Origin of the sequence: Vibrio sp. 10N.222.51.C5, assembly GCF_041474575.1 — a bacterium.
In the GTDB taxonomy this organism is placed as follows: domain Bacteria; phylum Pseudomonadota; class Gammaproteobacteria; order Enterobacterales; family Vibrionaceae; genus Vibrio; species Vibrio crassostreae_C.
This window is the reverse complement of sequence record NZ_JBFRUJ010000017.1, coordinates 1-22182: the sequence shown is the minus strand read 5'-3', so window position 1 is coordinate 22182 and position 22182 is coordinate 1. Positions and strand designations below refer to the sequence as shown.

At 44.5% G+C, this 22182-nt stretch carries 19 protein-coding genes; 12 read left to right on the top strand and 7 right to left on the bottom strand.

Annotated elements, in window-relative coordinates; genetic code table 11:
* Positions 1–547: 547 nt before the first annotated feature.
* A complete protein-coding gene (locus tag AB4558_RS06365; RefSeq protein WP_372073553.1) occupies positions 548–1984 on the top strand; it encodes a glyceraldehyde-3-phosphate dehydrogenase in 1437 nt (478 codons plus the stop codon).
* Positions 1985–2223: 239 nt separating this feature from the next.
* On the opposite strand, the gene AB4558_RS06360 is transcribed toward AB4558_RS06365, so the two are convergent.
* A complete protein-coding gene (locus tag AB4558_RS06360) occupies positions 2224–3285 on the bottom strand; it encodes a 2Fe-2S iron-sulfur cluster-binding protein (protein WP_372073551.1) in 1062 nt (353 codons plus the stop codon).
* A gap of 101 nt (positions 3286–3386) precedes the next feature.
* The gene (hcp, locus tag AB4558_RS06355; protein WP_372073549.1) at positions 3387–5048 is read right to left on the bottom strand and encodes a hydroxylamine reductase; all 1662 of its coding nucleotides are present in this window, start codon (positions 5046–5048) and stop codon (positions 3387–3389) included.
* Positions 5049–5321: 273 nt separating this feature from the next.
* On the opposite strand from hcp, the gene AB4558_RS06350 reads away from it, so the two are divergent.
* Positions 5322–5552 (top strand): hypothetical protein, encoded by a 231-nt coding sequence (locus AB4558_RS06350; RefSeq protein ID WP_017061777.1) that lies wholly within the window; start codon positions 5322–5324, stop codon positions 5550–5552.
* A gap of 53 nt (positions 5553–5605) precedes the next feature.
* A complete protein-coding gene (locus tag AB4558_RS06345) occupies positions 5606–6769 on the top strand; it encodes a carboxylesterase (protein ID WP_017061778.1) in 1164 nt (387 codons plus the stop codon).
* A gap of 393 nt (positions 6770–7162) precedes the next feature.
* Here the strand turns inward: AB4558_RS06345 and AB4558_RS06340 are convergent, their stop codons facing one another.
* The 3 genes from AB4558_RS06340 to AB4558_RS06330 form a co-directional block, all read right to left on the bottom strand.
* Positions 7163–7777 (bottom strand): LysE family translocator, encoded by a 615-nt coding sequence (locus AB4558_RS06340; protein WP_017061779.1) that lies wholly within the window; start codon positions 7775–7777, stop codon positions 7163–7165.
* A gap of 127 nt (positions 7778–7904) precedes the next feature.
* Positions 7905–8825: a LysR family transcriptional regulator gene (locus AB4558_RS06335; protein WP_372073547.1), complete on the bottom strand. Its 921-nt coding sequence runs from the start codon at positions 8823–8825 to the stop codon at positions 7905–7907.
* Positions 8819–9280, bottom strand: a complete 462-nt coding sequence (locus AB4558_RS06330) for an Lrp/AsnC family transcriptional regulator (protein ID WP_017061781.1) — start codon at positions 9278–9280, stop codon at positions 8819–8821. Before AB4558_RS06330 ends, AB4558_RS06335 begins: the two co-directional genes overlap by 7 nt.
* Before the next feature lie 254 nt (positions 9281–9534).
* Here AB4558_RS06330 and yjeH point away from each other — a divergent pair, with 254 nt between their 5' ends.
* Positions 9535–10806 carry an L-methionine/branched-chain amino acid transporter gene (yjeH, locus tag AB4558_RS06325; RefSeq protein WP_017061782.1) on the top strand — a complete coding sequence of 424 codons (1272 nt, stop codon included), beginning with the start codon at positions 9535–9537 and terminating at the stop codon, positions 10804–10806.
* Positions 10807–10852: 46 nt separating this feature from the next.
* On the opposite strand, the gene AB4558_RS06320 is transcribed toward yjeH, so the two are convergent.
* Positions 10853–12310 (bottom strand): PLP-dependent aminotransferase family protein, encoded by a 1458-nt coding sequence (locus tag AB4558_RS06320; protein WP_372073545.1) that lies wholly within the window; start codon positions 12308–12310, stop codon positions 10853–10855.
* Between the two features lie 90 nt (positions 12311–12400).
* Between AB4558_RS06320 and AB4558_RS06315 the strand changes: the two genes are divergently transcribed.
* Both AB4558_RS06315 and AB4558_RS06310 read left to right on the top strand, forming a co-directional pair.
* Positions 12401–13060, top strand: coding sequence for a pyridoxamine 5'-phosphate oxidase family protein (locus AB4558_RS06315; protein WP_102394154.1), 660 nt, complete (start codon positions 12401–12403; stop codon positions 13058–13060).
* Between the two features lie 82 nt (positions 13061–13142).
* A complete protein-coding gene (locus AB4558_RS06310; RefSeq protein ID WP_372158375.1) occupies positions 13143–14081 on the top strand; it encodes an urea transporter in 939 nt (312 codons plus the stop codon).
* A gap of 10 nt (positions 14082–14091) precedes the next feature.
* Here AB4558_RS06310 and AB4558_RS06305 read toward each other — a convergent pair whose 3' ends face one another.
* Positions 14092–15099, bottom strand: a complete 1008-nt coding sequence (locus tag AB4558_RS06305; protein WP_017061786.1) for an AraC family transcriptional regulator — start codon at positions 15097–15099, stop codon at positions 14092–14094.
* A gap of 133 nt (positions 15100–15232) precedes the next feature.
* On the opposite strand from AB4558_RS06305, the gene AB4558_RS06300 reads away from it, so the two are divergent.
* From AB4558_RS06300 to AB4558_RS06275, 6 genes are all read left to right on the top strand, one after another.
* Positions 15233–15583 carry an MFS transporter gene (locus AB4558_RS06300; RefSeq protein ID WP_017066493.1) on the top strand — a complete coding sequence of 117 codons (351 nt, stop codon included), beginning with the start codon at positions 15233–15235 and terminating at the stop codon, positions 15581–15583.
* Positions 15577–16800, top strand: coding sequence for an HlyD family secretion protein (locus AB4558_RS06295; RefSeq protein WP_017066494.1), 1224 nt, complete (start codon positions 15577–15579; stop codon positions 16798–16800). The genes AB4558_RS06300 and AB4558_RS06295 overlap by 7 nt, the downstream gene beginning before the upstream one ends.
* A 680-nt stretch (positions 16801–17480) precedes the next feature.
* A complete protein-coding gene (codB, locus tag AB4558_RS06290) occupies positions 17481–18719 on the top strand; it encodes a cytosine permease (protein WP_032545811.1) in 1239 nt (412 codons plus the stop codon).
* A gap of 9 nt (positions 18720–18728) precedes the next feature.
* Positions 18729–20006 carry a cytosine deaminase gene (locus AB4558_RS06285; protein WP_136982714.1) on the top strand — a complete coding sequence of 426 codons (1278 nt, stop codon included), beginning with the start codon at positions 18729–18731 and terminating at the stop codon, positions 20004–20006.
* A gap of 358 nt (positions 20007–20364) precedes the next feature.
* Positions 20365–20577 carry a cold-shock protein gene (locus AB4558_RS06280; protein ID WP_004740083.1) on the top strand — a complete coding sequence of 71 codons (213 nt, stop codon included), beginning with the start codon at positions 20365–20367 and terminating at the stop codon, positions 20575–20577.
* Between the two features lie 458 nt (positions 20578–21035).
* Positions 21036–22052, top strand: coding sequence for a GGDEF domain-containing protein (locus tag AB4558_RS06275; protein WP_017060611.1), 1017 nt, complete (start codon positions 21036–21038; stop codon positions 22050–22052).
* The last annotated feature ends 130 nt before the right edge of the window (positions 22053–22182 follow it).

Genomic DNA, 22182 nt, shown 5'->3' with positions numbered 1-22182 from the left:
ACTAGACTGTGAATAATGACTCTGCGTGCTAACAAAGTGGATAGTTAGGTTAAAATTGTGACATCCAATCGTTTGCGTGATGCACTTTTCACACTCAAGCTAGGCTTATTCAAAGGTCAAACATCAATACTCGTTAATTCCCTTATTTATCGTTTACTGTTTACGTGTAACTTGAGTTATCGTTCACACCTTTAATGTTCATTATGACCTGCATTACATATTATCTTTTGAATTGAGTATTTTTTTACGAAAAATAAGTGCTACAGATTGTTAAAGTCAATAGTCTTTATCGACGTTCAAATCTTGATTTATGGCTAACATAAGGACAATTTACAGATATTTTGTCTGCATTTATTTTTCCTAGCAGAATAACCCGTCATACCTTACAATCCTGCCACATAAAAATTACAAGTTACACACAAGGTATATCAGCACATTCAAGTGGCAATAAAGACCACAGCCTGATACCTCAAATCCCCTATGCTGATTGGCTTCCCTACAACCGCCATGAATGCAGAAACTTAACGTGAAAAGGTCCCGAGTAAAGATGAGTCCCGAAAAGCACCTCCTAGATTGGCAAACTAGTCAAACCATTGCTGAATCCATCGCTCCAACTTTAGGTCAGTTATACCGTCAAAAAGGCGTAGAAGTTATCCTCTTTGGTAAGACCCTAGTTAACGCGACAACTATCGACATCATCAAAGCTCACCGCATCGCAAAACGTTACACTGGTTCTCCTCTTACAGCAGAACAGACTCAACCCATCATTCAACACCTTCTTTCTATGGACTTGTCTCCATGTCGTATCGATGTTGGCCGACTTGCTCATTCATTCTGGCAAGATCGCGAAGACACACACGGGTTGGATGATTTCCTAAAAACTGCACTTATCGAATCGCTTGAAGGCGATGCGATGACAGAACCTCGTGACGTTGTATTGTACGGTTTTGGTCGTATTGGCCGACTGCTAACTCGCCTGTTGATCGAGAAAAGTGGTCCGGGTTACCCACTGCGTTTGCGTGCCATCGTTGTACGTGGCGGCAAAGATGGCGACCTAGAAAAACGAGCAAGCCTGCTTCGTCGTGACTCTGTACACGGCCAATTCAACGGCAGCATCGTGGTAGACCAAGAACGCAAAGCGATCATCGTTAACGGTAACTTCATCCAAGTTATCTACGCAAACAAACCAGAAGAAGTGGATTACACGACTTACGGTATTGAAAACGCACTTGTGGTTGATAACACAGGCGTATGGCGTGACGCGGAAGGCCTGAGCCAACACGTTGCGTGTAACGGTGCGAAGAAAGTTTTACTGACTGCGCCAGGCAAAGGCGACATCAAGAACGTGGTATTTGGTGTGAATGAAAATGTTATTCAGCCAGAAGACACCATCATCTCTGCAGCAAGCTGTACAACCAACGCTATTACACCTGTATTGAAAGCGGTTCACGACAAGTTTGGCGTACTGTCTGGTCACATCGAAACGGTTCACTCATTTACCAATGATCAAAACCTAATCGACAACTTCCACTCAGGTGATCGTCGTGGTCGTGCTGCTTCATTAAATATGGTTCTGACATCGACTGGCGCAGCTAAAGCGGTATCAAAAGCGATGCCAGAAATGGAAGGTAAGCTAACAGGTAATGCGATTCGCGTACCTACGCCAAACGTTTCAATGGCTGTAGCTAACCTAAACCTTGAGAAAGGCACAAACAAAGAAGAGTTGAACGAGTACCTACGTGAAATGGCGCTGTCTTCTGCTTTGTCTGCACAAATCGATTACACAGACTCGACTGAGATTGTATCTACGGACTTGGTTGGCTCTCGTCACCCAGGTGTGGTTGACGGTGTGGCGACTATCGCACAAGACAACCGTGCCGTGCTGTACATTTGGTACGACAACGAGTTTGGCTACAGCTGTCAGGTTGTTCACTGTATGGAACAGATGATGGGTGTACGCTACAAGACATACCCTGAAGTTTAATCAACTTCGCTCTTGTAGATACGTCCATCGCAAAAAGCTCCACAACATAATAACTATATCTGCGAAGTCTGTATGGGCTTCGCAACCCCTTTTGTTTTACTCCCCCGTATAAACAAGAGGGTTGCCACTTAGATCTGCTCTCTCTAACGGATCTAGGTGGCCTTTTTACATCTAGCGCCCTAGCTTTTATCGCTATTGCAAGACCTTGTCTTCATCACTCTTGCACAGCTTCACTTCTGTTATAACTCAACCTCAACATCTGACTGAATCGAGCTTGAACATGCAAGCACGTACCCCTGTTCAATCTGTTCTGGCGTCAATGTTTCTTGACTGCTTGATTCAACAGACCCTTTGGTCACTTTGCATTTGCAAGAACCACAGATCCCACTACGACAAGCGATAATAATTGGAACGCCTGCTTTTTCTAATGAATCCGCCAATGGTGTGCCCGCTTCCGCTTCAACTTCTGCGCCAAACGCAGGTACAAATACCTTAACAGCACTATTCGTATCGTCAGCAATTTCGGCGTTTGACGCTTCTGATTGAGCATCCTGAGTAGCAGGAGTAAAGCTTTCTTGATAGAAGTTATCCATGTTGAACTCAAGCTCTTTCAGATAACTCTCAATATCTTGCATGAAGCCGACAGGCCCACACAGGTAAACCGTTCTATCTAAGATATCTGGGCTCAGTTTCACCAACCAGTTTTTATCTAAACGACCTTGAGGGGCGGTTGTTCCTTCGTTGTCTTTTAACAGCAGTTTTAAGTTGAAATTCGCATGTGATTCATCGAGCTGATGAAGTTCTTGAAAGTAGATAGTCTCAAGCTTGTTGCGTGCCATGTGGACGAAATCAATCTCAATGTCACTGTCACTGTCTTGAGACAGCCAATATTTTACCATCGCCATTACGGGTGTAATGCCACAGCCCGCACTCACTAGCGTTACTTTCTTTGTTGCCGTTGGCATGCAATCAATACAGTTAAACGAGCCTGCCGGCTTCAACACAGAAACCTCGTCACCTTCATCAAGCTCATCAACAATAAAGTTCGAAACCAAGCCACCTTCCACACGCTTGACCGTCAACTTCAGGCTGTTATCTTCGGGGCAAGAAGCCACGGAATAAGCACGGTAATCCGTTTTCGTCGGCATATCTAAACCCAAGGTGATGAACTGACCGGGCTTAAAATTAAAATGTAAATCTTGTGGAATACTGCCAAGCTCAAAGCTGACCGTATCTGGCGTCTCGTGCCATTTCTTTAAACACACTAAATTGATTGAATCGCTATCCGACCATGCATACATAGTTCACACACCTCACTGATACTAAAGAATTAAATCTAAAAAGCCCCGCCGCTGCACGTTCCTAGAGAACAGCAACAACGGGGCTTGGGAGTGGGCTTAGATTAAGCCGCTAAGATTGTTTTAAGATCTTGCTCTGGCGTTGAGATAGAACGCATATCGAACTCGTCTTGAATAATCTTTAGTAGGTTTTCAGTTAGGAATGCAGGCGCTGTTGGGCCTGTGTAGATACCTTTCACACCCAGTGCGAACAGAGTAAGCAGGATAACGATCGCTTTTTGCTCGAACCAAGAAAGAACAAGTGTTAGTGGTAGTTCGTTGATGCCACAATCAAACTCTTGAGACAGCGCAAGAGCAAGCTGAATCGCTGAGTATGCATCGTTACATTGGCCAACATCGAGCAGACGTGGAATACCGTTAATGTCGCCGAATTGGTTTTTGTTGAAACGGAATTTACCACATGCCAATGTCAGGATTACTGAATCTTCTGGCGCTTGAGCTGTGAAATCTGTGTAGTAGCTACGTTCAGATTTGTCGCCGTCACAACCACCCACTAGGAAGAAGTGTTTGATGTTGCCTTCTTTCACTTGTTCAACAACCGCAGGCGCTGCTTCCATCAAGGCGTTACGACCAAAACCGACAGTGATCATTTGCTCGATCTCGTCATGCTTAAAGCCTTCTTGCGCAAGAGCACAATCGATCACTGCACTGAAATCGTCACCTTCAAGGTGAGCAACACCCGGCCAGCCTACGATGCTACGCGTAAATAGGCGGTCAGCGTACGAGCCCACATCTGGGTTAAGCAGACAGTTAGATGTCATTACGATCGCACCTGGGAAGTTCGCAAATTCTTTTTGCTGGTTCTGCCAAGCGCTGCCGTAGTTACCCGCAAGGTGTGGGTACTTGTTTAGTTCAGGGTAGCCGTGTGCAGGTAGCATCTCACCGTTGGTGTAAACGTTAATGCCCTTGCCTTCCGTTTGTTGAAGGATCTTTTCTAGATCATGCAGGTCGTGACCAGAAACAAGGATACAGTGACCTCGCTTCGTCTTCACATTCACGGTTGTTGGTTGAGGGTGACCGAAGGTATCTGTCTCGCCTTTATCCAACATTTCCATGACCTTGTAGTTCATTAAGCCGATCTGCATAGACGTATCTAACAGTTGTTTTAGGTCTGATGGATCTGTACCTAGGAACGCCATGATTTCATGGTATTCAGCGAAAATAGCATTATCAGTTTGACCAAGAACACGTGCGTGCTCCATGTAAGCTGCTGCACCTTTTAGCCCGTAAAGACAAAGAAGGCGAAGACCAATCACATCTTCGTGTTGAGAGTCGTGACCACGGTTTACCGCCGCTTGAGGGGCAAGCGCCAATAGCTCTGAAGAGTCCGTTGAAAGGTCGAATTGAGCAGCAGCAGAAAGCGCTGGGATCTCAAAACCAATCAATGTCGCTGCCGCACGAACCTGTTGTTCTAAGCGCTGCTTAAATTCATGAGATTGCTGTGCAAATTCAATGATACGAGCAGGGTCGAAGTTAACGTTGGTTAATGTTGCGAAAAACGCTTTTGGCGCCCACTCGTCGATTTCAGTATCAATAACATCACACGCACGGCCCAAATTGGCCCAAAAAGAAACACCTTGAAGAGAATGCACCAACACGTCTTGAAGGTCGGATACTTCCGAAGTTTTACCACACATACCTTGTGCGAAAGAACAGCCTTTTACGGTTGGGGTTTGAATTGTTTGTTCACATTGAATACAGAACATATAAGGGCTCCAGTAATTTTTATTAACTGTAAGTACTTTGCTTACAGTGACTTATTCCAACCCCTATAGAGCATCAAGCGTGCCAACTTTTAACATATTGATTTTATTAAACTTAGTTTTATTCCATGTTTTTAGTGCGTGATTATGACTACATATAAACTCCCTAACAGCACACATCCGTGTCATAGTGACTCTCAGAGATTTATTAACGGCGTTCATGTTTCGTTCAGAATAGAAGCGATAAAGTAACAACATAGAAAAAGAGGAATGAATATGAAAAATATATTAGTTACGATTGTTGCATTGTTTACTGGCCTTTTGGCGTTATTCACAAGCTTGATCCTTGCTATTCCTTTAGCTATTGCAGCTTTAATTACTGGCAAGCGCATTCAGAATCAAATGAAGAAACAAGGTTTCGCAGCTCATATGAACACTCGTCAGTCATCAACCAATGATGCCGGTGTTATTGAAGGTGAATACGAAGACCTTTCAAGCAAAAAGTAACCTAAACTTTAGTTTCAGACATAGTGAAAGCACAACAGAGACAAGATTACATAATGCAAAGAAAGCCCCTCCTAGCACTGCTGGCCTTAACGACTTTAAGTCTCGTTGGTTGTTCCAACGAGACACCGATACCCGCTTACGAAACATCTCCAGACTTGCCTAGCTATCAGCAAGACAGCTTTGATGCCTACGTCAATGACACACAAGATTGGTTATTGAAAAACCGCGTGTTCATGACGGAAGACAAGCAACTCGAGATCCAACTCAATTCACCAACCGAGTATCAACCAACCTCGCCAAACGGCAAGGCGGTATTATTGGTTCATGGATTAGGCGACTCACCTTACTCATTTAAAGACATCGCTACCCATTTGGCAGAGCAAGGTTACTTAGTGAGAACCGTATTACTTCCGGGTCACGGCAGTCGCGTGGGTGATTTAATGCAGCCGAGCCTAGAAGATTGGCAAGGTGTGGTGGCTCATCATACGAAGTTACTTGAGCAAGAGTATGATTCTGTTTGGCTAGGCGGCTATTCAACCGGCGCGAACCTCGTGACTTCACAGGCGATGAACGATCCAAAGATCTCTGGGTTACTGCTGTTCTCACCTGCGTTTCAACCGAGCTCGTCTGCCGTTCAATACGCGGGACTAGCAAGCTACTTTGTCACTTGGGCGGATCAAGATCCTGAAGACAATGTGTTGCGTTACAACTCGTTGCCAATGAATGGTGCATCGGTTTACTACGAGACATCAGAAGTCGTACGTGGTGACTTACAAGATAAACACTTCGATAAACCAGTTTTTATTATGATGAGTGAAGGCGACAGCGTGATTGACACCAACTACGTTCAGCAAGCCTTTACTGAATCTATGCCGAATCCAAACAATGTGTTGGTTTGGCAAGGAGAGACGACTCTCGAGGATCCTCGCGCTGTTCAGTACAGCATGAAGATCCCAGAGCAACGCATCTCGAACGGCTCTCACATGGGCTTACTGTTCTCACCAAACAACCCTTATTACGGAATCAATGGTAGCGAGAAGATTTGCTCCAATGGTCAGGCAGAAGGGTTTGAAGAACAATGCAATGCAACCAGTGAGGTTTGGTACTCAGCTTGGGGCTATCGTGAAGAAGGGAAGAACCATGCGCGTTTGACCTACAACCCCTACTTCTCAGACTCGATGGCGAAGCTAGATGCCGTACTGAACTCTGAAGGCTAATAAGCTCAAGTCTTCCAAAAGCTAATCCAGAGAAATCAAAAAGGCTCACTAGATAACGTCTAGTGAGCCTTTTTTAATGAGTGTCGTTTCTGGTGAACGTCTAGGGTCTGTTGACCTTTAGAGCTGATTTTTACAGCACTTTGTGGGAAATTTCTACAAGGCAGAGGCTTTGAAGTGTAGCTAGCCTACATGAGAAGCCGATAACGCAGTAGAAATGAACCACAAAGGCTGCCCGAAGGGTTCGGCTAGAATCGTTTTATGCTTTGTTAAGAAGTATTAACTTAGAATGACTAGGCTACATACTCCTTGCCGCGCCTAAAACGATTCTATCTCGAACAAAATTTAACCACTAAAAGTTAACAGACCCTAGTTACTTATTCTTATCGTTTACTGCTATATCGTCCACACCACGCGAACAGCAAGCAGGATCAGCACCACGCCAGATAGTCGATCAATCAACTGAGCTTTCGAGCGAATACGTTCAACAATCAACGGGCTAGACAGTACCAAGGTGATAAAGGTGTACCAAAGGCCGTCGACAATCAGCGGCGTTGAGACAATAATCACTTGATTGGTCAGTTCATTACCTAGCGCTACAAATTGGCTAAACAGAGCGATGAAGAACAATGCGATCTTTGGGCTCAAGATAGAGATCAAGAAAGCCTCACGAGCAGACTGCATGTAACTCATCTTTTCACCCGCTTCTAATTTCGCGGCAACACCACCTTTCGAACGTAACGCATTAACGCCAAGATAAAGCAGATAAGCAGCCCCCGCTAAGCTAATACCTTTAAATAACATTGGGGATTGCTCAAGCACAACGGCTAAACCAACAATGGTTGCGAACGCATAAATACCGATACCAGCAGCGTGTGACCAAGCTGCGATAAGCCCGTTCATACGGCCACCAGCCAAACTGTGTTTAGCGATCATCGCCAAGCTTGGGCCCGGAGACATTGCACCCAACAAGCAAATCGCTAATAAAGAAAACCAAATTGTTACTGTCATCATTCCATTCCTAATAAAATAAAGCGTTCCAGCTGAACGCTCTACGCTTAATACTCAATACTTGGCACTTACCATAATTCGCAGGAGGTATTATTTGAAATCAAAGATTATCATCACACCTATGATTTCAAGTCATACTGATATTGTAACTCGACTTTTGCATGGCTTGGAATGCTTTTTCTCGCGCCCATTTGTGGGCAGAGTCGTTGTCATATTTAGGATGCCACATTAACCAATAGGTATGCATTTCCGTATCAAATGGCAACGAAAAGTAGGTAGTATCGAGGTGTCGACCTAGGTTATAGGCAATATGTTCTGGCACGATCATCAGATAGTCGTCTTGCAATAACACAGTACCAGCAGATGAAAAGAACGGAACCTGTAAAGCCACTCTTCGCTTCAGCCCTTGCTTCTTCAATGCTATGTCCGCGTAACTGTCTTTATCTCCACCACCCGTCACTTTGATGTGAGAGTAGTGAACAATATCTTCTGCACTCAAAACCGCTTGTTGAGCTATTGGGTGCGACTTGCGCATCAAACACACCGACTTATCTTCACCAAGTTTGATACTTGAGACATGTTCAGGCTTTGTGGGAAACATACTGGAAGCCAAGTGAATCCCCGACTCGTTCAGTGCTTCAAGGTAGTTTGGCTGCCACAATCGATAAGCCAAATTAATGTTCGGCGCTTCAGCAGACACCTCTGCCACAATCACAGGAAGAATATGCTGAGCGACATAATCACTCGAAGACAACACCAATTCACCCTGCCAGTCTTGCGGCTCGAAGGGTTTATCATCTAACAGGTGGTCAAACTCGCCAAGCAGGTCGTCGAGTTTACCTTTGAGTAGCAATGCACGGTTGGTCGGCACCAGTTTGTTGCCGTCACGGACCAGCAAAGGGTCGCCACACAAATCACGTAACTGGCTGAGCTGACGGCTCACCGCGGATTGTGTGATATGCAAACGTTGGGCGGCACGGCTCACATGACACTCTTCAAGAAGTACATGCAGTGAACGCAGTAGGTTTAAGTTGATATTGCCTAACATGAATGCACCGTCGCATTCTGTTTGTTGAAAAACTCGGTCAAAACCGTATGAGTCATTAAGTGGCGAAGATCCGGGTAACTTTGCAGCTGATCGCGAACTCGGTTCAAGCTCTCCATGCTTTCCACTTCCACGTACAACATCATATCTGTCTCACCGCTAATAGAGTGGCACCATTGCACCTCATCAATACTCTGGATTTGTTTCGCGTAAGACTCACAACTATGGTCACTACTCGACATGTCGAACTTCAACAAGATATAAGCGCACACATTCTTCGTTTGGTTGGGTTCTGCCACTTGAGCGCAGTAGCCCGTAATCACTTTGTCGCTTTCCAGTTTCTTGATTCTGGCGTTCACCGCTGAGCGCGAGAGGCTGACATCTCGGGCGATATCGCTCACTGAGCATCGTGCATTGGTTTTGAGAATATCCAAAATCTGGCGATCAAATTTATCCATGCTTCTGATTCTTTTCATTTATTGTTCTATTTATAACGCCTAATTTGACACAACTTTCCTACTTATAACAGCCATTCTGACAGCCGACACTTTCACACTGAATCGGATTAATACCGTTAAAATGACGGTGTCTTACGACGTTTCGCTAGCTGTATTATTGATGTCAACAATGTATGCTCTCAATCATAACTTCTCACACACCAGAAGAAAGTTACTGGAAGACCGTAACCAGAATCAAATAGCTAGGAGAGCGAATGACACAACTCAAACAAGAAATCACGCTTATTTCAGGAATCGGACAACTCTCGACGACCTTGCTAGGCACTGGATTATTTATGATCCCTGCGATCGCAGCAGGCATTGCAGGACAGTTGTCTCTTCTCGCTTGGTTAATCCTGTTTATCGCTATTTGCCCGATTGCACTGACCTTCGCAGCACTAGGAAAACGCTACCCGAATGCAGGTGGCACTGCCTATTTTGTGCGCCAGGCGTTTAGCGAGCGATTAGAAACAAGCGTGGCGTGGTTGTTTGTGAGTGTTATTCCTGTCGGTATTCCAGCGGCCATTGCACTGGCTGGTGGTTTTGCTCAACAATTGTTACCCGCACCTCTCGATACACCACTTGGTGCTCAATCCTTTACCGTCGCCCTGCTTATTGCCGTCAATTTGATGGGCAGTAAATCTTCTGGCCGACTGCAAACCGTGATCGCATTGTCGATTTTTGCCTTAGTCAGCGCTTTTGTTTGGAAAGCCGACATCACGGCAACCGATGTTGCTCTTCCTGCCATCTCATCCAATTCAATGTGGTCTATCGGCGCTGCTTTAGCTGTCATGTTTTGGTGCTTTGTCGGAATAGAAGCTTTTGCTCACATGGGAGAGGAATTCAAAAATCCACAACGTGACTTCCCAATCGCCATCATTGCAGGCTGTTTTGTTGCGGGGCTAGTGTATTGGGCTTGTTCAGTAGTGATTCTTAAGCTGGGTGCTTTCGGTTCATCTGAATTCGATGCCGCATCCATCCCTTGGGTAACAGAACAACTGTTTGGTAATGGCTTCAAAACCGTCATCAGCGTGCTGGGGTTCTTTGCTTGCTTTGCCAGCCTAAACCTTTACACACAAAGCCTGTCTCGGATGATCTGGGCTCAGGCCCGCCAACACAGCCCTGCAAGTCGAATGGCTCAACTGAACAGCCGCGGCGTACCGCTCTACCCAACGTTAGCAATTGGCTTTGTCGTGCTTATTTCGTGTGTGATTGGTGAGCTGTCTAATTTAGACCTTGAGTTCTTTCTCAAGCTCGCCAACGGTATTTTTGTTCTGGTTTATCTGCTCGCAATGTTAGCCGCTTGCCGATTACTAACAGGCGCATCTAGATACACTGCCATGCTTTCATTGGTCATCTGTACCTTGGTGTTTATCTGTTTAAGTTGGTCGATGCTCTATGCTGTGACTGTTTTTGTGACATTGTCACTCCCTTGGCGGAAGTGGCTAGGTAAAGGTAAACCCACCGTCTCTATCGACAAGTTGTAACTCGATAAATGATGAATCGACAAGCTGTAAACGATACCTACCAATATCACTGATAAAAAAGCCGAGCGATCTGTTTGATCTTCGGCTTTATCTCAGCCAGACGGATATTTCCAAACCCTAGCACCGCCCCACTCCAATCACGAGCATCACTCGAACCGTACTCATAAAAATCAAACGGACGAATGATGATATTTTGAAGATCAGCTCGTCGGCTCCACTCATGTTCAGATATACCTTGATACCACTTCACGGTCACATGTAGCCCTGCCGCCTGACTGATCACTTCAAGATCACCGTTAAACTCGCTTTCAATCGCTTCTATTATCGCTTCATACTTGAGTTTGTATGACCGACGCATCTTTCTAATATGACGCAGCAAGTCGCCTTCTCGAACAAAATCCGCCAAAGCTTCCTGTGTGTGGGACGCCGTGTCTCCAGTGAGCGCGTCTTTGATCTCAAGACACTTCGCCACCAGACTTTCTGGCACCACTAAGTAACCTAAGCGGAGTCCGTTGAACATGACTTTACTCAGCGAACCAACATAAATGATTCGTTTATCAAACCCGAGTTTACCCGCTAAGCCTTGCATACTGGTGTAAGGGCGATGAGCAAACTGGAACTCACTGTCATAGTCATCTTCAATGATCCATGACTGATGTTGATTGGCCCAGTCGATCAATTTAAGGCGCTGCTCAGTATTTAAAGTCGTGCCCATTGGGTATTGGTTACTCGGTGTGACATAGAGAGCCTTAGCGTTGCTGGACAACACTTTTTCAATATCTAGCCCCACCTTTTCACGCACACTCACACCATCCAGCTCTAGTCTCAACAGATCGATAATTTTATGCACTTGTCGATAACCGGGTTCCTCTACAAGGATTTTGTCGTCCATCGCTAACGTTGCCATTAATCCGATTGAGATGGCTTGCTGCGCACCTGCGGTGATGATGATTCTGTCGGCACTGCAATGAACCGAACGACTGCTTGCAAGATACCCACTCAACGCTTCCCTCAAGGCTGAGCTTCCCTGAACCTCTTGATTGCCCGCAATGTTCTGACGTGTAGAGTGGCGTTGCAGCAGCCTCTGCCATTTTGCAAAAGGGAACGCATCTAAGTCAGGGACTCCGGGGGCAAAGCTACGGTTAATGTCGTTCGGTGTCGCTATGTTTGCACTCGGTTTACTGACTGTTTGTTTGACCTTCGGATCCTGAATACTGTTTGGCTTAGACAAACTTAGAAAGTGTTCTGGTTGTTCAACCGAGACATAAAACCCTGAGCCTTGCTTACTCTCGATATAGCCTTCCGTGACCAGTTGTTCGTACGCGTAAATCACCGTATTTCGACTCACTGATAACTCGACGGCCAACTTACGTGTTGAAGGTAACTTACTGCCCTTGCTCCATAAATCTTGAACGATTTTCTCTCTTATCGCGTGGAACAAGGCGGTTTGACGCGTGTCGTGTTGTTCGTCTAACTGTAGGTCACCGACATCGATAGGCTGCATAACTGGATCCAAATAGTGTTTAAAAGTGGCTCTATTTAATAGACCAGTTAATCGCTACATTAATCAAAAGGCAATGATTAAGGAGCGATTATGTTATCTAACACGAAAAGAACCACGATTAAAAAAGGGGCTCACAAAGCCGTATTTGAACAAGAGAAACTGCACCAAATTATTGATGAGAGCTTAATCGCACACATTGCATTGCAAGGCGAACAAGGCCCAATGGTTATCCCGATGCTCGCGTGGCGAGTGGATGATATGGTCTACATTCATGGGGCTAAAAACAGTCGCCTACTAAAAGGGCTAAAAAAGGGAGAACCAACCTGTTTAACGTTCACCTTATTCGATGGTTGGGTGTTGGCTCGTTCGGCATTTCATCATAGTGCGCATTATCGTTCTGCTGTGGTATTGGGGTCATTTTCAGTCATCGATGACAATCAAGAAAAGGATCGCTTGTTGAATATCTTTATTGAGCAAATCGCGCCGGGCAGAACCGATGAAGTCAGGCTCAGTAATGAAAAAGAACTCACCGCGACCGAGTTGTTAGCTATACCTTTAACAGAAGCTTCCGTGAAGATTGGTAAACATGGAGTGAATGATGATAAAGCCGATATGGACATTCCAGTATGGGCTGGCGTATTACCTTATCGAACGGTTGTTGGGCCATTAGAAACCGTTCCAGAACAAGAAGGCATCATTGAAACACCAGATTACCAACAAGCTTATGGTGAACGCTGGTATCAGAATTAACACTCGAAGATGGTGAACTTGATAAAATTGTATACAATCTGACTTACAAAAATTTAACATGACTCAATAATGTAATCAGACGATGAAAACGAACAAGGATATTTTGCCATTTCAAGGCTTGCTCAATGGCATTGGGCAAGTCTATTTCACACCGTCTGTTATGACGTCGACTTTGCTGTTGCTTGCCATTTCTATTGAGTCACTTGCACTGGCTTTTCTTACTTTGCTTGGCGCCAGTTGCAGCTTTGCATTGGCCTTCTATGGTTATATGTACACCAACACCAACACCAACACCAACACCAACAAGTCAGTTGACGACATTGATAGTGGAATGTACGCGCTAAATGGCGCTTTGATTGGTTTATTTATCGGTAACTTTTTTGGTGTGACACCATTATTGGCTTTAGTGACTGCGTTAGGTGCATTACTCACGGTGCCGATTGCCCACATCGTATTCAGTTTTGAGAAATATCGCGGTTACACTAGCGCCTTTATCCTCACCACTTGGCTGATTTATATTATCCAATCAACCTTTGAGCTGTCAGCGTTTTCTGCACCTGATTCCGCACTGATGCCACTCATCAGTATTGAGGCTAACTCGTGGTTCAACCTGCCGACAGTGGTGATCCCGTTGTTAAAAGGGATAAGCCAAGTCAGCTTCATCGAAAATGCGTTGTCGGGGCTCGTTATCTTAGTCGCCATCGCACTCAACAATATCAAGCATGCCATTTGGGTTATGCTCGCAGTAATAATTAGCACCGTATTTAGCGGGTTGATTGGCGCTTCTAACGAACTGGTAGCCCAAGGTCTTTACGGGTACAACGCCATTCTTGCCACTTTAGCACTTGTGCCCTATCCGCGAATCCGTTGGCCGTTAATCCTATTAGGCATGCTGTTAAGCTGTCTCATCACACTTGGTTTTCATGAACTGTCACTGTTACCACTCACCACCCCTTTCATTTTGAGTACTTGGGGGATGGTTTACTTGTCCAGCCTGATCCATAAACGAACCATAAGTTAGCTCTGAATAGTTACAGGCCAGTTTTTAGGCGCTCAACATATTGCTTGGGTGTCAAACCTCGATGTTTCTTAAACATCCGATTAAAGCTCGCGACATTGGTATAGCCGAGCCTCGTCGCGACTTTATCTATTGGCACTGAATACATCAACAACTCCACCGCCACATTACTTAACGCATAGCCCATAATGGTAGAAAAGTTGATGCCTAAGTTATGCAATCGACGTTGAAATTGCTGTTCAGATAACCCAAGCAAACTCGACACTTTATGCAGTGTTGGCAGGCCGAAATGGCGACTGTAATTGATCATCTCATAGGTCACCTTATGCTCATCCGCGGCATCAGGCATGTTGAGGTAATTATCTAAGTCATGAAAGTTCATTGCCAAGCTCATCTTGCCGCTAGAAGGGGCTTGATTGCTCGATAACCTCGACTGGCTTGGTATCCAGATTTCAGTTCGTGGCTGGCCCCACTGAATATTGCACCCAAAATACTCTTGATAGAGTTGAGTGTTCTCGCGATAACCTGCGATAGAGACGGCTGCGGGAGTAAAGTCGTCTCCCAAGTAACGCCTTAATATCTTCATCATAAAGATGGCAACTCGAATTGAGTCATGAACTTTACCCACCTCAGTATAAGCAGGATTGTCGTAGCACCATTTGATGAAATTACCGACTTGAGCGCCATATAGAAAAGCCCCGGACTGCAAACAGTGCAACCCGATGTTAACTCGGCGTATAGACGACGCCAGATCGTGCCCCGAGAAAAACCAGTTAGAGAGAGGACCTAGCCTTTCAATATCCACTCTATCAGCCAGCTTCAAGATAATATCGGAATCACCGGTTTGTTGTTCAAGTAAGCCATACCATTTGTCCACTTCACTTACGGGGATAAGGTTCATCGGGTTATTAAACACCGATTTAGGAATACCTAATTGCTCAGTATTCACAGCCTTATTAGTCGTTGCGTATTGGTAAATACCCAAAATACCCAATGCTCTTAAGAAGTTACAATTGTTCATTAGCCACCATACTTAGAAGTCACTATTACAGATCAAATCATAATGACATCATTATTAAAGTAATTGGTAAATTATCAACTTCTAAATCTGATATCAATAACACTCGGTGCTCAATTTAACCTAGGGTATATCAATGAGTTTAGTTAGTGTCCCATTTGTCGGAACAGGCGCAGATACCGCACTACACGTAGTTGCAGGCGTAGTGTTAGTCGCAACCATCGCTGCTGCATGTTACGGCTTCTGGCGTGTGCATGAATTACCAATCAACAAGGCTCACAGTAAAGAGCATCAACAACTCGGTTTGATCACCGCATTAACATGGATTGGTTTTGTATGGCACTGGGTATGGGTACTAGCAGTAATTTTGGCCTTCGTTGATATGGAAAAAGCCATCATCAATCTAAGAGACACATGGAAGTCACCGACCACAACCAAGGAGCAAACAACTTCCGACAAGCAAGATGAGGAGAGCCAAACATGTTAGAAGGCTTGGCAATTTGGGCACTGTTCATTTACTTACTCAGACTTGTTGGTATGCCTTGGAACAAAGGCACCAAGGCGTTTGCGTACCTAGGGGGTACATCTTGGTTGCTGTTTGTATGGGTTGGCCTACTCAATTTTACTCCGATGGATCTATCGGGAGGCTCAGTGGTTCAGTCTCCACATATTCAGCTGCGTCCCGATTCAACTAATGTGTCGGGAAAAACTTCCAAAGTCCACATCGACCCAAACCAGGATGTGACTGAAGGACAGCTAATTTACGAAATTGATGACACTAAATATGTCATCGCAAGAGACAAAGCCAGCGTTCAACTTGAGTCTGCAGAGGTCGCTTTAGACACAGCTCGTCAAGAAGTGAGCATTGCAAAAGTCAGCTATCAATCGGCGCTTGAAGACATCAAAGCTTCAGTCGCACAAATAGATTCGGCTAAAACAGACTTAGTACTGCAGTCAAAGACGCTTGATCGTTACCAGAAGCAAAACAAAGTGGTAGAACATACGATCACTGAAACTGACATCGACCAACAAACAGCAAAGGTAGACTTAGCGACGTATAACGTTACGACATTGGAATCTCAGCTTAGCAAGAAAGAAGTCGATGCCGAGAATGCGAAGTTGAACATCCACAAAGCTGAAACCAATGTGAGCAAGAAGCAAACTGAGGTCGATTCAGCAAAGGCAACACTGGCACAAGCACAATGGGACTTGAACAGCACCAAAGTCACGGCACCGACTGACGGCTTTGTAACGAACTTTATTCTTCGTGAAGGTCAGCGTGTTTCAATGATGCCTCGTATCCAGATGTATACCGAAGAGAAGTACGTGCTGATGCGAGTTAACCACCAAGCGATTCGTAATATTAAGGTCGGTCAACCTGCGGAATTTGCGACAGCGGTATACCCAGGAAAAGTGTTCTCTGCAACCGTAGAAGGCATTGTAGAAGCCACTGGTGAAGCGCAAGCAAGTTTGCTGGGTATCGATGAGCAGGTTCGTGTTACCACAGGAAAAAACCTTCAGAACAAGCACCACTTTGTTCGTTTAAAAATTGATGAGGCAGAGGGTTACGATATTCCTGTTGGCTCTGTCGGATTAGCGTGGGTAAGCGGTGAGAAGCCTATCAGCTTTATGGCGTTCCTAGACGTAATACGCGGGATCATCATTAGAATGAAGTCTCAACTGTACTTCTTCTACTCCATCTAATACTTCCTATTGGTGAAACAATACCCAAGCCCGTGCGCTCTTAGATCGCACGGGCTTTTTGTTTATTTCACCATTCGTCGCCAGAAAGAACACAAACCCGAAAAACGAATAAACACTCTAAAGTTGCAAATCGCAATTGCATTTTGCAATTGGGTATTTCAAAAACGCAAATTAAACGCTCAAATACGCACCAGATTGCTATAAAACTGCCGTTTTACGTGGTTTTAAAAGTTGGCACACTAACTGCAATGTATATATTGACCCTTCTTAAGCCGAGGGTCACCTAGCCAACTGACGTTGTTAGTGAACCTATTCTTGTTCACAAAATATATAGGCCAATTGCGATTATTGCGATTGGCTATTTTTTTGCCTGCAGTTTGGCCAACCGCCCTCTTTTTCGATACAGACACCCATTCAGACGTATAATAATAAGCATTCATAGCCAACCAAGAACAGCAGATAACCAACGCATTATAGAAAACGTTTTCTATTTGTTTTTTTTAAATAAAGACAGAAAATAACCATATGTTTTACAAGATAATTACTGCAATAACTGGTTTTTATGGGCAATTATTGACAAAATTAGCATTGACTATGTGATTTATATCACCATAATGCGCAAGTTTGCCTGCAATACGGCGACCGTTAATTTTAATTTTGATCATTTGCGGAGGTAAAAAATGGCTGCTGATAATAACTACAGTCTAGGGCCGGTTCCTACATCGGCTAGGAAAGGAGTCGCTTCACTCACCATGGTAATGCTTGGACTCACTTTCTTCTCTGCAAGTATGTGGACAGGTGGTTCACTCGGGACAGGTCTTTCATTCAACGATTTCTTCCTCGCCGTTCTCATCGGTAACCTAATCCTCGGTATTTACACTTCTTTTCTTGGCTACATCGGCTCATCTACTGGCCTCTCTACCCACCTCCTTGCTCGTTTCTCTTTCGGTACTAAAGGCTCATGGCTTCCTTCTGCTTTACTTGGTGGTACACAAGTCGGTTGGTTTGGTGTGGGTGTTGCGATGTTTGCTATTCCAGTACAAAAAGCAACGGGCATTGATACCAACACCTTGATTATCGTATCTGGCTTATTGATGACGGGTACAGTGTACTTCGGCATTCAAGCGCTAATGGTGCTTTCAGCGATTGCAGTGCCTGCGATTGCGATTCTGGGTGGTTACTCAGTACTGACTGCGGTAGACAGTGTTGGTGGACTAGAGCAATTGCAACTTATTAAACCAGAGACGCCAATGGACTTTTCAATGGCTCTTGCAATGGTTGTAGGTTCGTTCGTAAGTGCGGGTACGTTAACGGCCGATTTCGTTCGCTTTGGTAAAAAGCCAGCAAGCGCAGTATTAATTACTATGGTTGCGTTCTTCATCGGTAACTCGCTGATGTTTATCTTCGGCGCAGCAGGAGCAGCAGCAACCGGTCAGGCTGATATTTCAGATGTGATGATCGCGCAAGGTCTGCTGCTTCCAGCCATCATCGTGCTTGGCTTGAATATCTGGACAACCAATGAAAATGCACTTTATGCATCCGGTTTGGGTTTATCTAACATCACTGGTCGCTCAAGTACTACAATGTCAATCATTAACGGCATTATCGGTACGATTTTCGCACTTTGGTTATACAACAACTTCGTTGGTTGGTTAACCTTCCTTTCGCTGGCGATTCCACCAATTGGTGGCGTAATCATCGCCGACTTCTTCGCGAACCGTAAACGTTACAAAGATTTTGCAAATGCAGAGTTCCAAACCGTTAACTGGGCTGGCATTATCGCGGTAGCAACAGGCGTAGCCGCTGGTCACTTCCTACCTGGCGTTGTTCCTTTGAACGCAGTGTTAGGTGGTGCAATCAGTTACCTCGTGCTTAATCCTCTATTGAACAAAAAAGCTCTGAAATCTCAGGCCGCTTAAGGACACACTATGACAACCTTATTAATCAAGAACGCGAAACTTCAAGACCAAGAAGGCTTGAAACAGATTCTGATTGAAAATGGTCAATTTTCTCGCATTCTCGATAATGGCGCGCAAATCAATCATCAAGGCGACATCCTTGATGCTGAAGGTGGCATTGCAGTTACTCCTTTCTGTGAACCGCACATCCACCTAGATACTACTCAAACTGCTGGTGAGCCTAACTGGAACATCTCTGGCACTTTGTTTGAAGGTATTGAGCGTTGGGCTGAGCGTAAAGAACTGCTATCAATCGAAGACGTAAAGTCTCGTGCCAAGCAAACACTGAAATGGCAGATAGCTAACGGTGTTCAACACGTTCGTACGCACGTTGATGTGTCAGACCCAACACTCGTTGCGTTAAGAGCGATGGTTGAAGTTCGTGAAGAGATGAAAGAGTGGGTCGACATCCAGATCGTTGCATTCCCTCAAGAAGGCATCCTTTCATACCCTAACGGCAAAGAGTTGCTTGAAGAAGCAGTGAAGATCGGCGCTGACGTTATCGGTGCTATCCCTCACTTCGAATTCACTCGTGAATACGGTGTTGAATCTCTGCATTACGTGTTCGAGCTTGCACGTAAGTACGACTGTCTGATCGACGTTCACTGTGATGAAATCGACGACGAACAGTCTCGCTTTGTGGAAACATTAGCAGCTCTTGCTCATAAGTTTGAAATGGGCGAGAAAGTAACCGCTAGCCACACGACTGCAATGGGCTCTTACAACGGTGCTTACGCATCTCGCCTATTCCGTCTATTGAAGATGTCTGGTATCAACTTCGTGGCAAACCCGTTAGTGAACATTCACTTACAGGGCCGTTTCGACGATTACCCGAAACGCCGCGGTGTAACGCGCGTTAAAGAGATGCTAGCAGCAAACATCAACGTTTGTTTTGGCCACGATGATGTGTTTGACCCATGGTACCCACTGGGCACAGCGAACATGCTTCAAGTTCTGCACATGGGACTGCATGTGACACAGGTTATGGGCTACGATCAAATCAACAACTCACTTGATTTGATCAGCAAGAACTCTGCTCGCACATTAAACATACAAGACAACTTCGGCATCGAAGAAGGTAAGCCAGGTAGCTTACTGATTCTTCCTGCTGACAATGGCTTTGATGCAGTGCGCCGCCAAGTACCAGTGCAGTACTCAATACGACACGGTAAGGTGATTGCAGAGACTCAACCAGCGAAAACAAAAATAAATTTAGATCAAACTGAAGATATCAACTTTAAGCGTTAATATCGTCTATACTAATGATCAAAAGGAAGCTGAGATGCTTCCTTTTGTTGTGTTGGACGAAGCGACAAAACTATCACTAAATCAGTGTAAATCTTGTACATTCGCACGGTATGACAAAAAAAGCACAAATTTCTTAAGCAATGCGTGTACATCTCAAAAGACTGTGTTAACATGCTCTCGCTCTGTTAGCCGGAGTTATTTAAGTTAGATGAATAGTAAAAAATTGACATGTAAAATCGTTACCCGTTTTTGTAAGTAGTTTTTCCTTATTTCTTAGCAATATTAAATAATTCAATTATCAGCGCATTGCATTAAATGCAATCAACAACTTAGAAAATTTATGAATAAGGGACAAATTATGTCTAACACAAATACTGGCACTGTAAAATGGTTTAACGAAGAGAAAGGTTTCGGCTTCATTTCTCAAGACAACGGCGGCGCTGACGTATTCGTACACTTCCGTGCAATCGTTTCTGAAGGCTTCAAAACTCTGAAAGAAGGCCAAAAGGTTTCTTTCGAAGTTGAAAACGGTCAAAAAGGCCTACAAGCAGCAAACGTTGTTGCTCAATAATTAGCTCTTATAGCTAAAAAGAATTTTAAAGCGCTGATTTTTATCGGCGCTTTTTTATGCCTGCTCATAAACATTTCCCCTCTTGATGCAAGCTTCACCCGTTAACTCTGAACAAATACAAATCACCAGCCAAGCCTCCCAATCTAACCACTCTCAGTTAAAGCTCGACGCCCAAATAACTTCACTTTTTGTATGCACTTCCAGAGACAACAACACTCATTTCTCAGCAATCTTTTGATACTAACTCACGCTACGCCGAAAGTTTGATAAGCCCAAATATGGTTAAAGAACAATCCATTAGATTGTACTTATGAATACGCAATCGATATTCATAATAAAAATGAGTTATTTATCCAATCCTCATCCACTAATTATATAATTTTTAAAGCAAAGACCTTCGAAATCCGCTAACCTTGTTCGCAAGTGGCTTAGTTGTTTTGGTATCTGCAGTAAAAATAATGAACAAAGACGAATTTCAGAAATCCACCGCAAATCTAAAAAAAGCGGTGCCTCTTATGATGAAGAACAGGGTGTCAACGACACCTGCAAATTACGCACTTTGGTACACCTATGTCGATAACGCTATTCCCCAGCTAACTCAAGACATGGATGGTGTTTTAGAACACTACGGTATTTGTCCTCCTGCCGTTGGTGAGCAGCTATACAACAATTATGTTGCCAGCAAATCCGAAACCAATATCAATGACCTTCGCGCTAATTTGGAACTGTTAGTTTCTGAAGTTTCCAATTCAATGAATGACACCCTGACCGACACCTCCGCTTTTTCTGACATGATCGATAAAAGCTTCGAGGACTTGGCTCGTGTTGATAATGAAAGCCTATCTATTGATGAAGTCATGTCCTTAGTTCGACAGCTGGTGTCTGAATCCCGTCATATTCGTCACTCTACTCAGTTTTTAAACTCTCAGCTAAACTCTGCAACCTCAGAGATCACCAAGCTAAAAACCCAGTTAGTAGAAGTTCAGAAAGATGCGCTTTTCGATAGTACAACCACACTCTATAACCGTCGCTCTTTCGACCGTGACATAGAAACCCTGTGTGAAGCACAACAATCTTTGTGTCTGATTCTTCTCGATATCGACCACTTTAAAAATTTCAACGACACCTATGGCCACTTGTTTGGCGATATGGTGCTTAAAGCGATCGCTCGCAAGCTGAAGTTAAGTTGCCGTGAAGGTATTTCTGCCTATCGATTTGGTGGTGAAGAGTTCGCGCTGATTGTGCCTAACAAGTCTTTGCGTATTGCTCGTCAACTCGCTGATACCAATCGTCGCTCTCTAGAAAAGCTGTCGATTAAAGATCGCCGCAGTGGTCAACAAGTCGGCAGTATCACTGCATCGTTTGGTGTCGCTGAACTTGAACCCGGCGAATCAGCTCAATCGCTGATTGAACGTGCTGATAAGCTACTTTATGAAGCGAAATCACTTGGCCGTAACCGAGTCATGCCTTTGTAAAACACACCAACAATGCTCTTATCGACATATTAGTCGGCTCGTATTGAGACTAGAAAGCCCCAAAGACATTATCTTCGGGGCTTTTTCTTTAGTTGTATAAATTACTTTAGCTAATACCAATCCGGAAAAT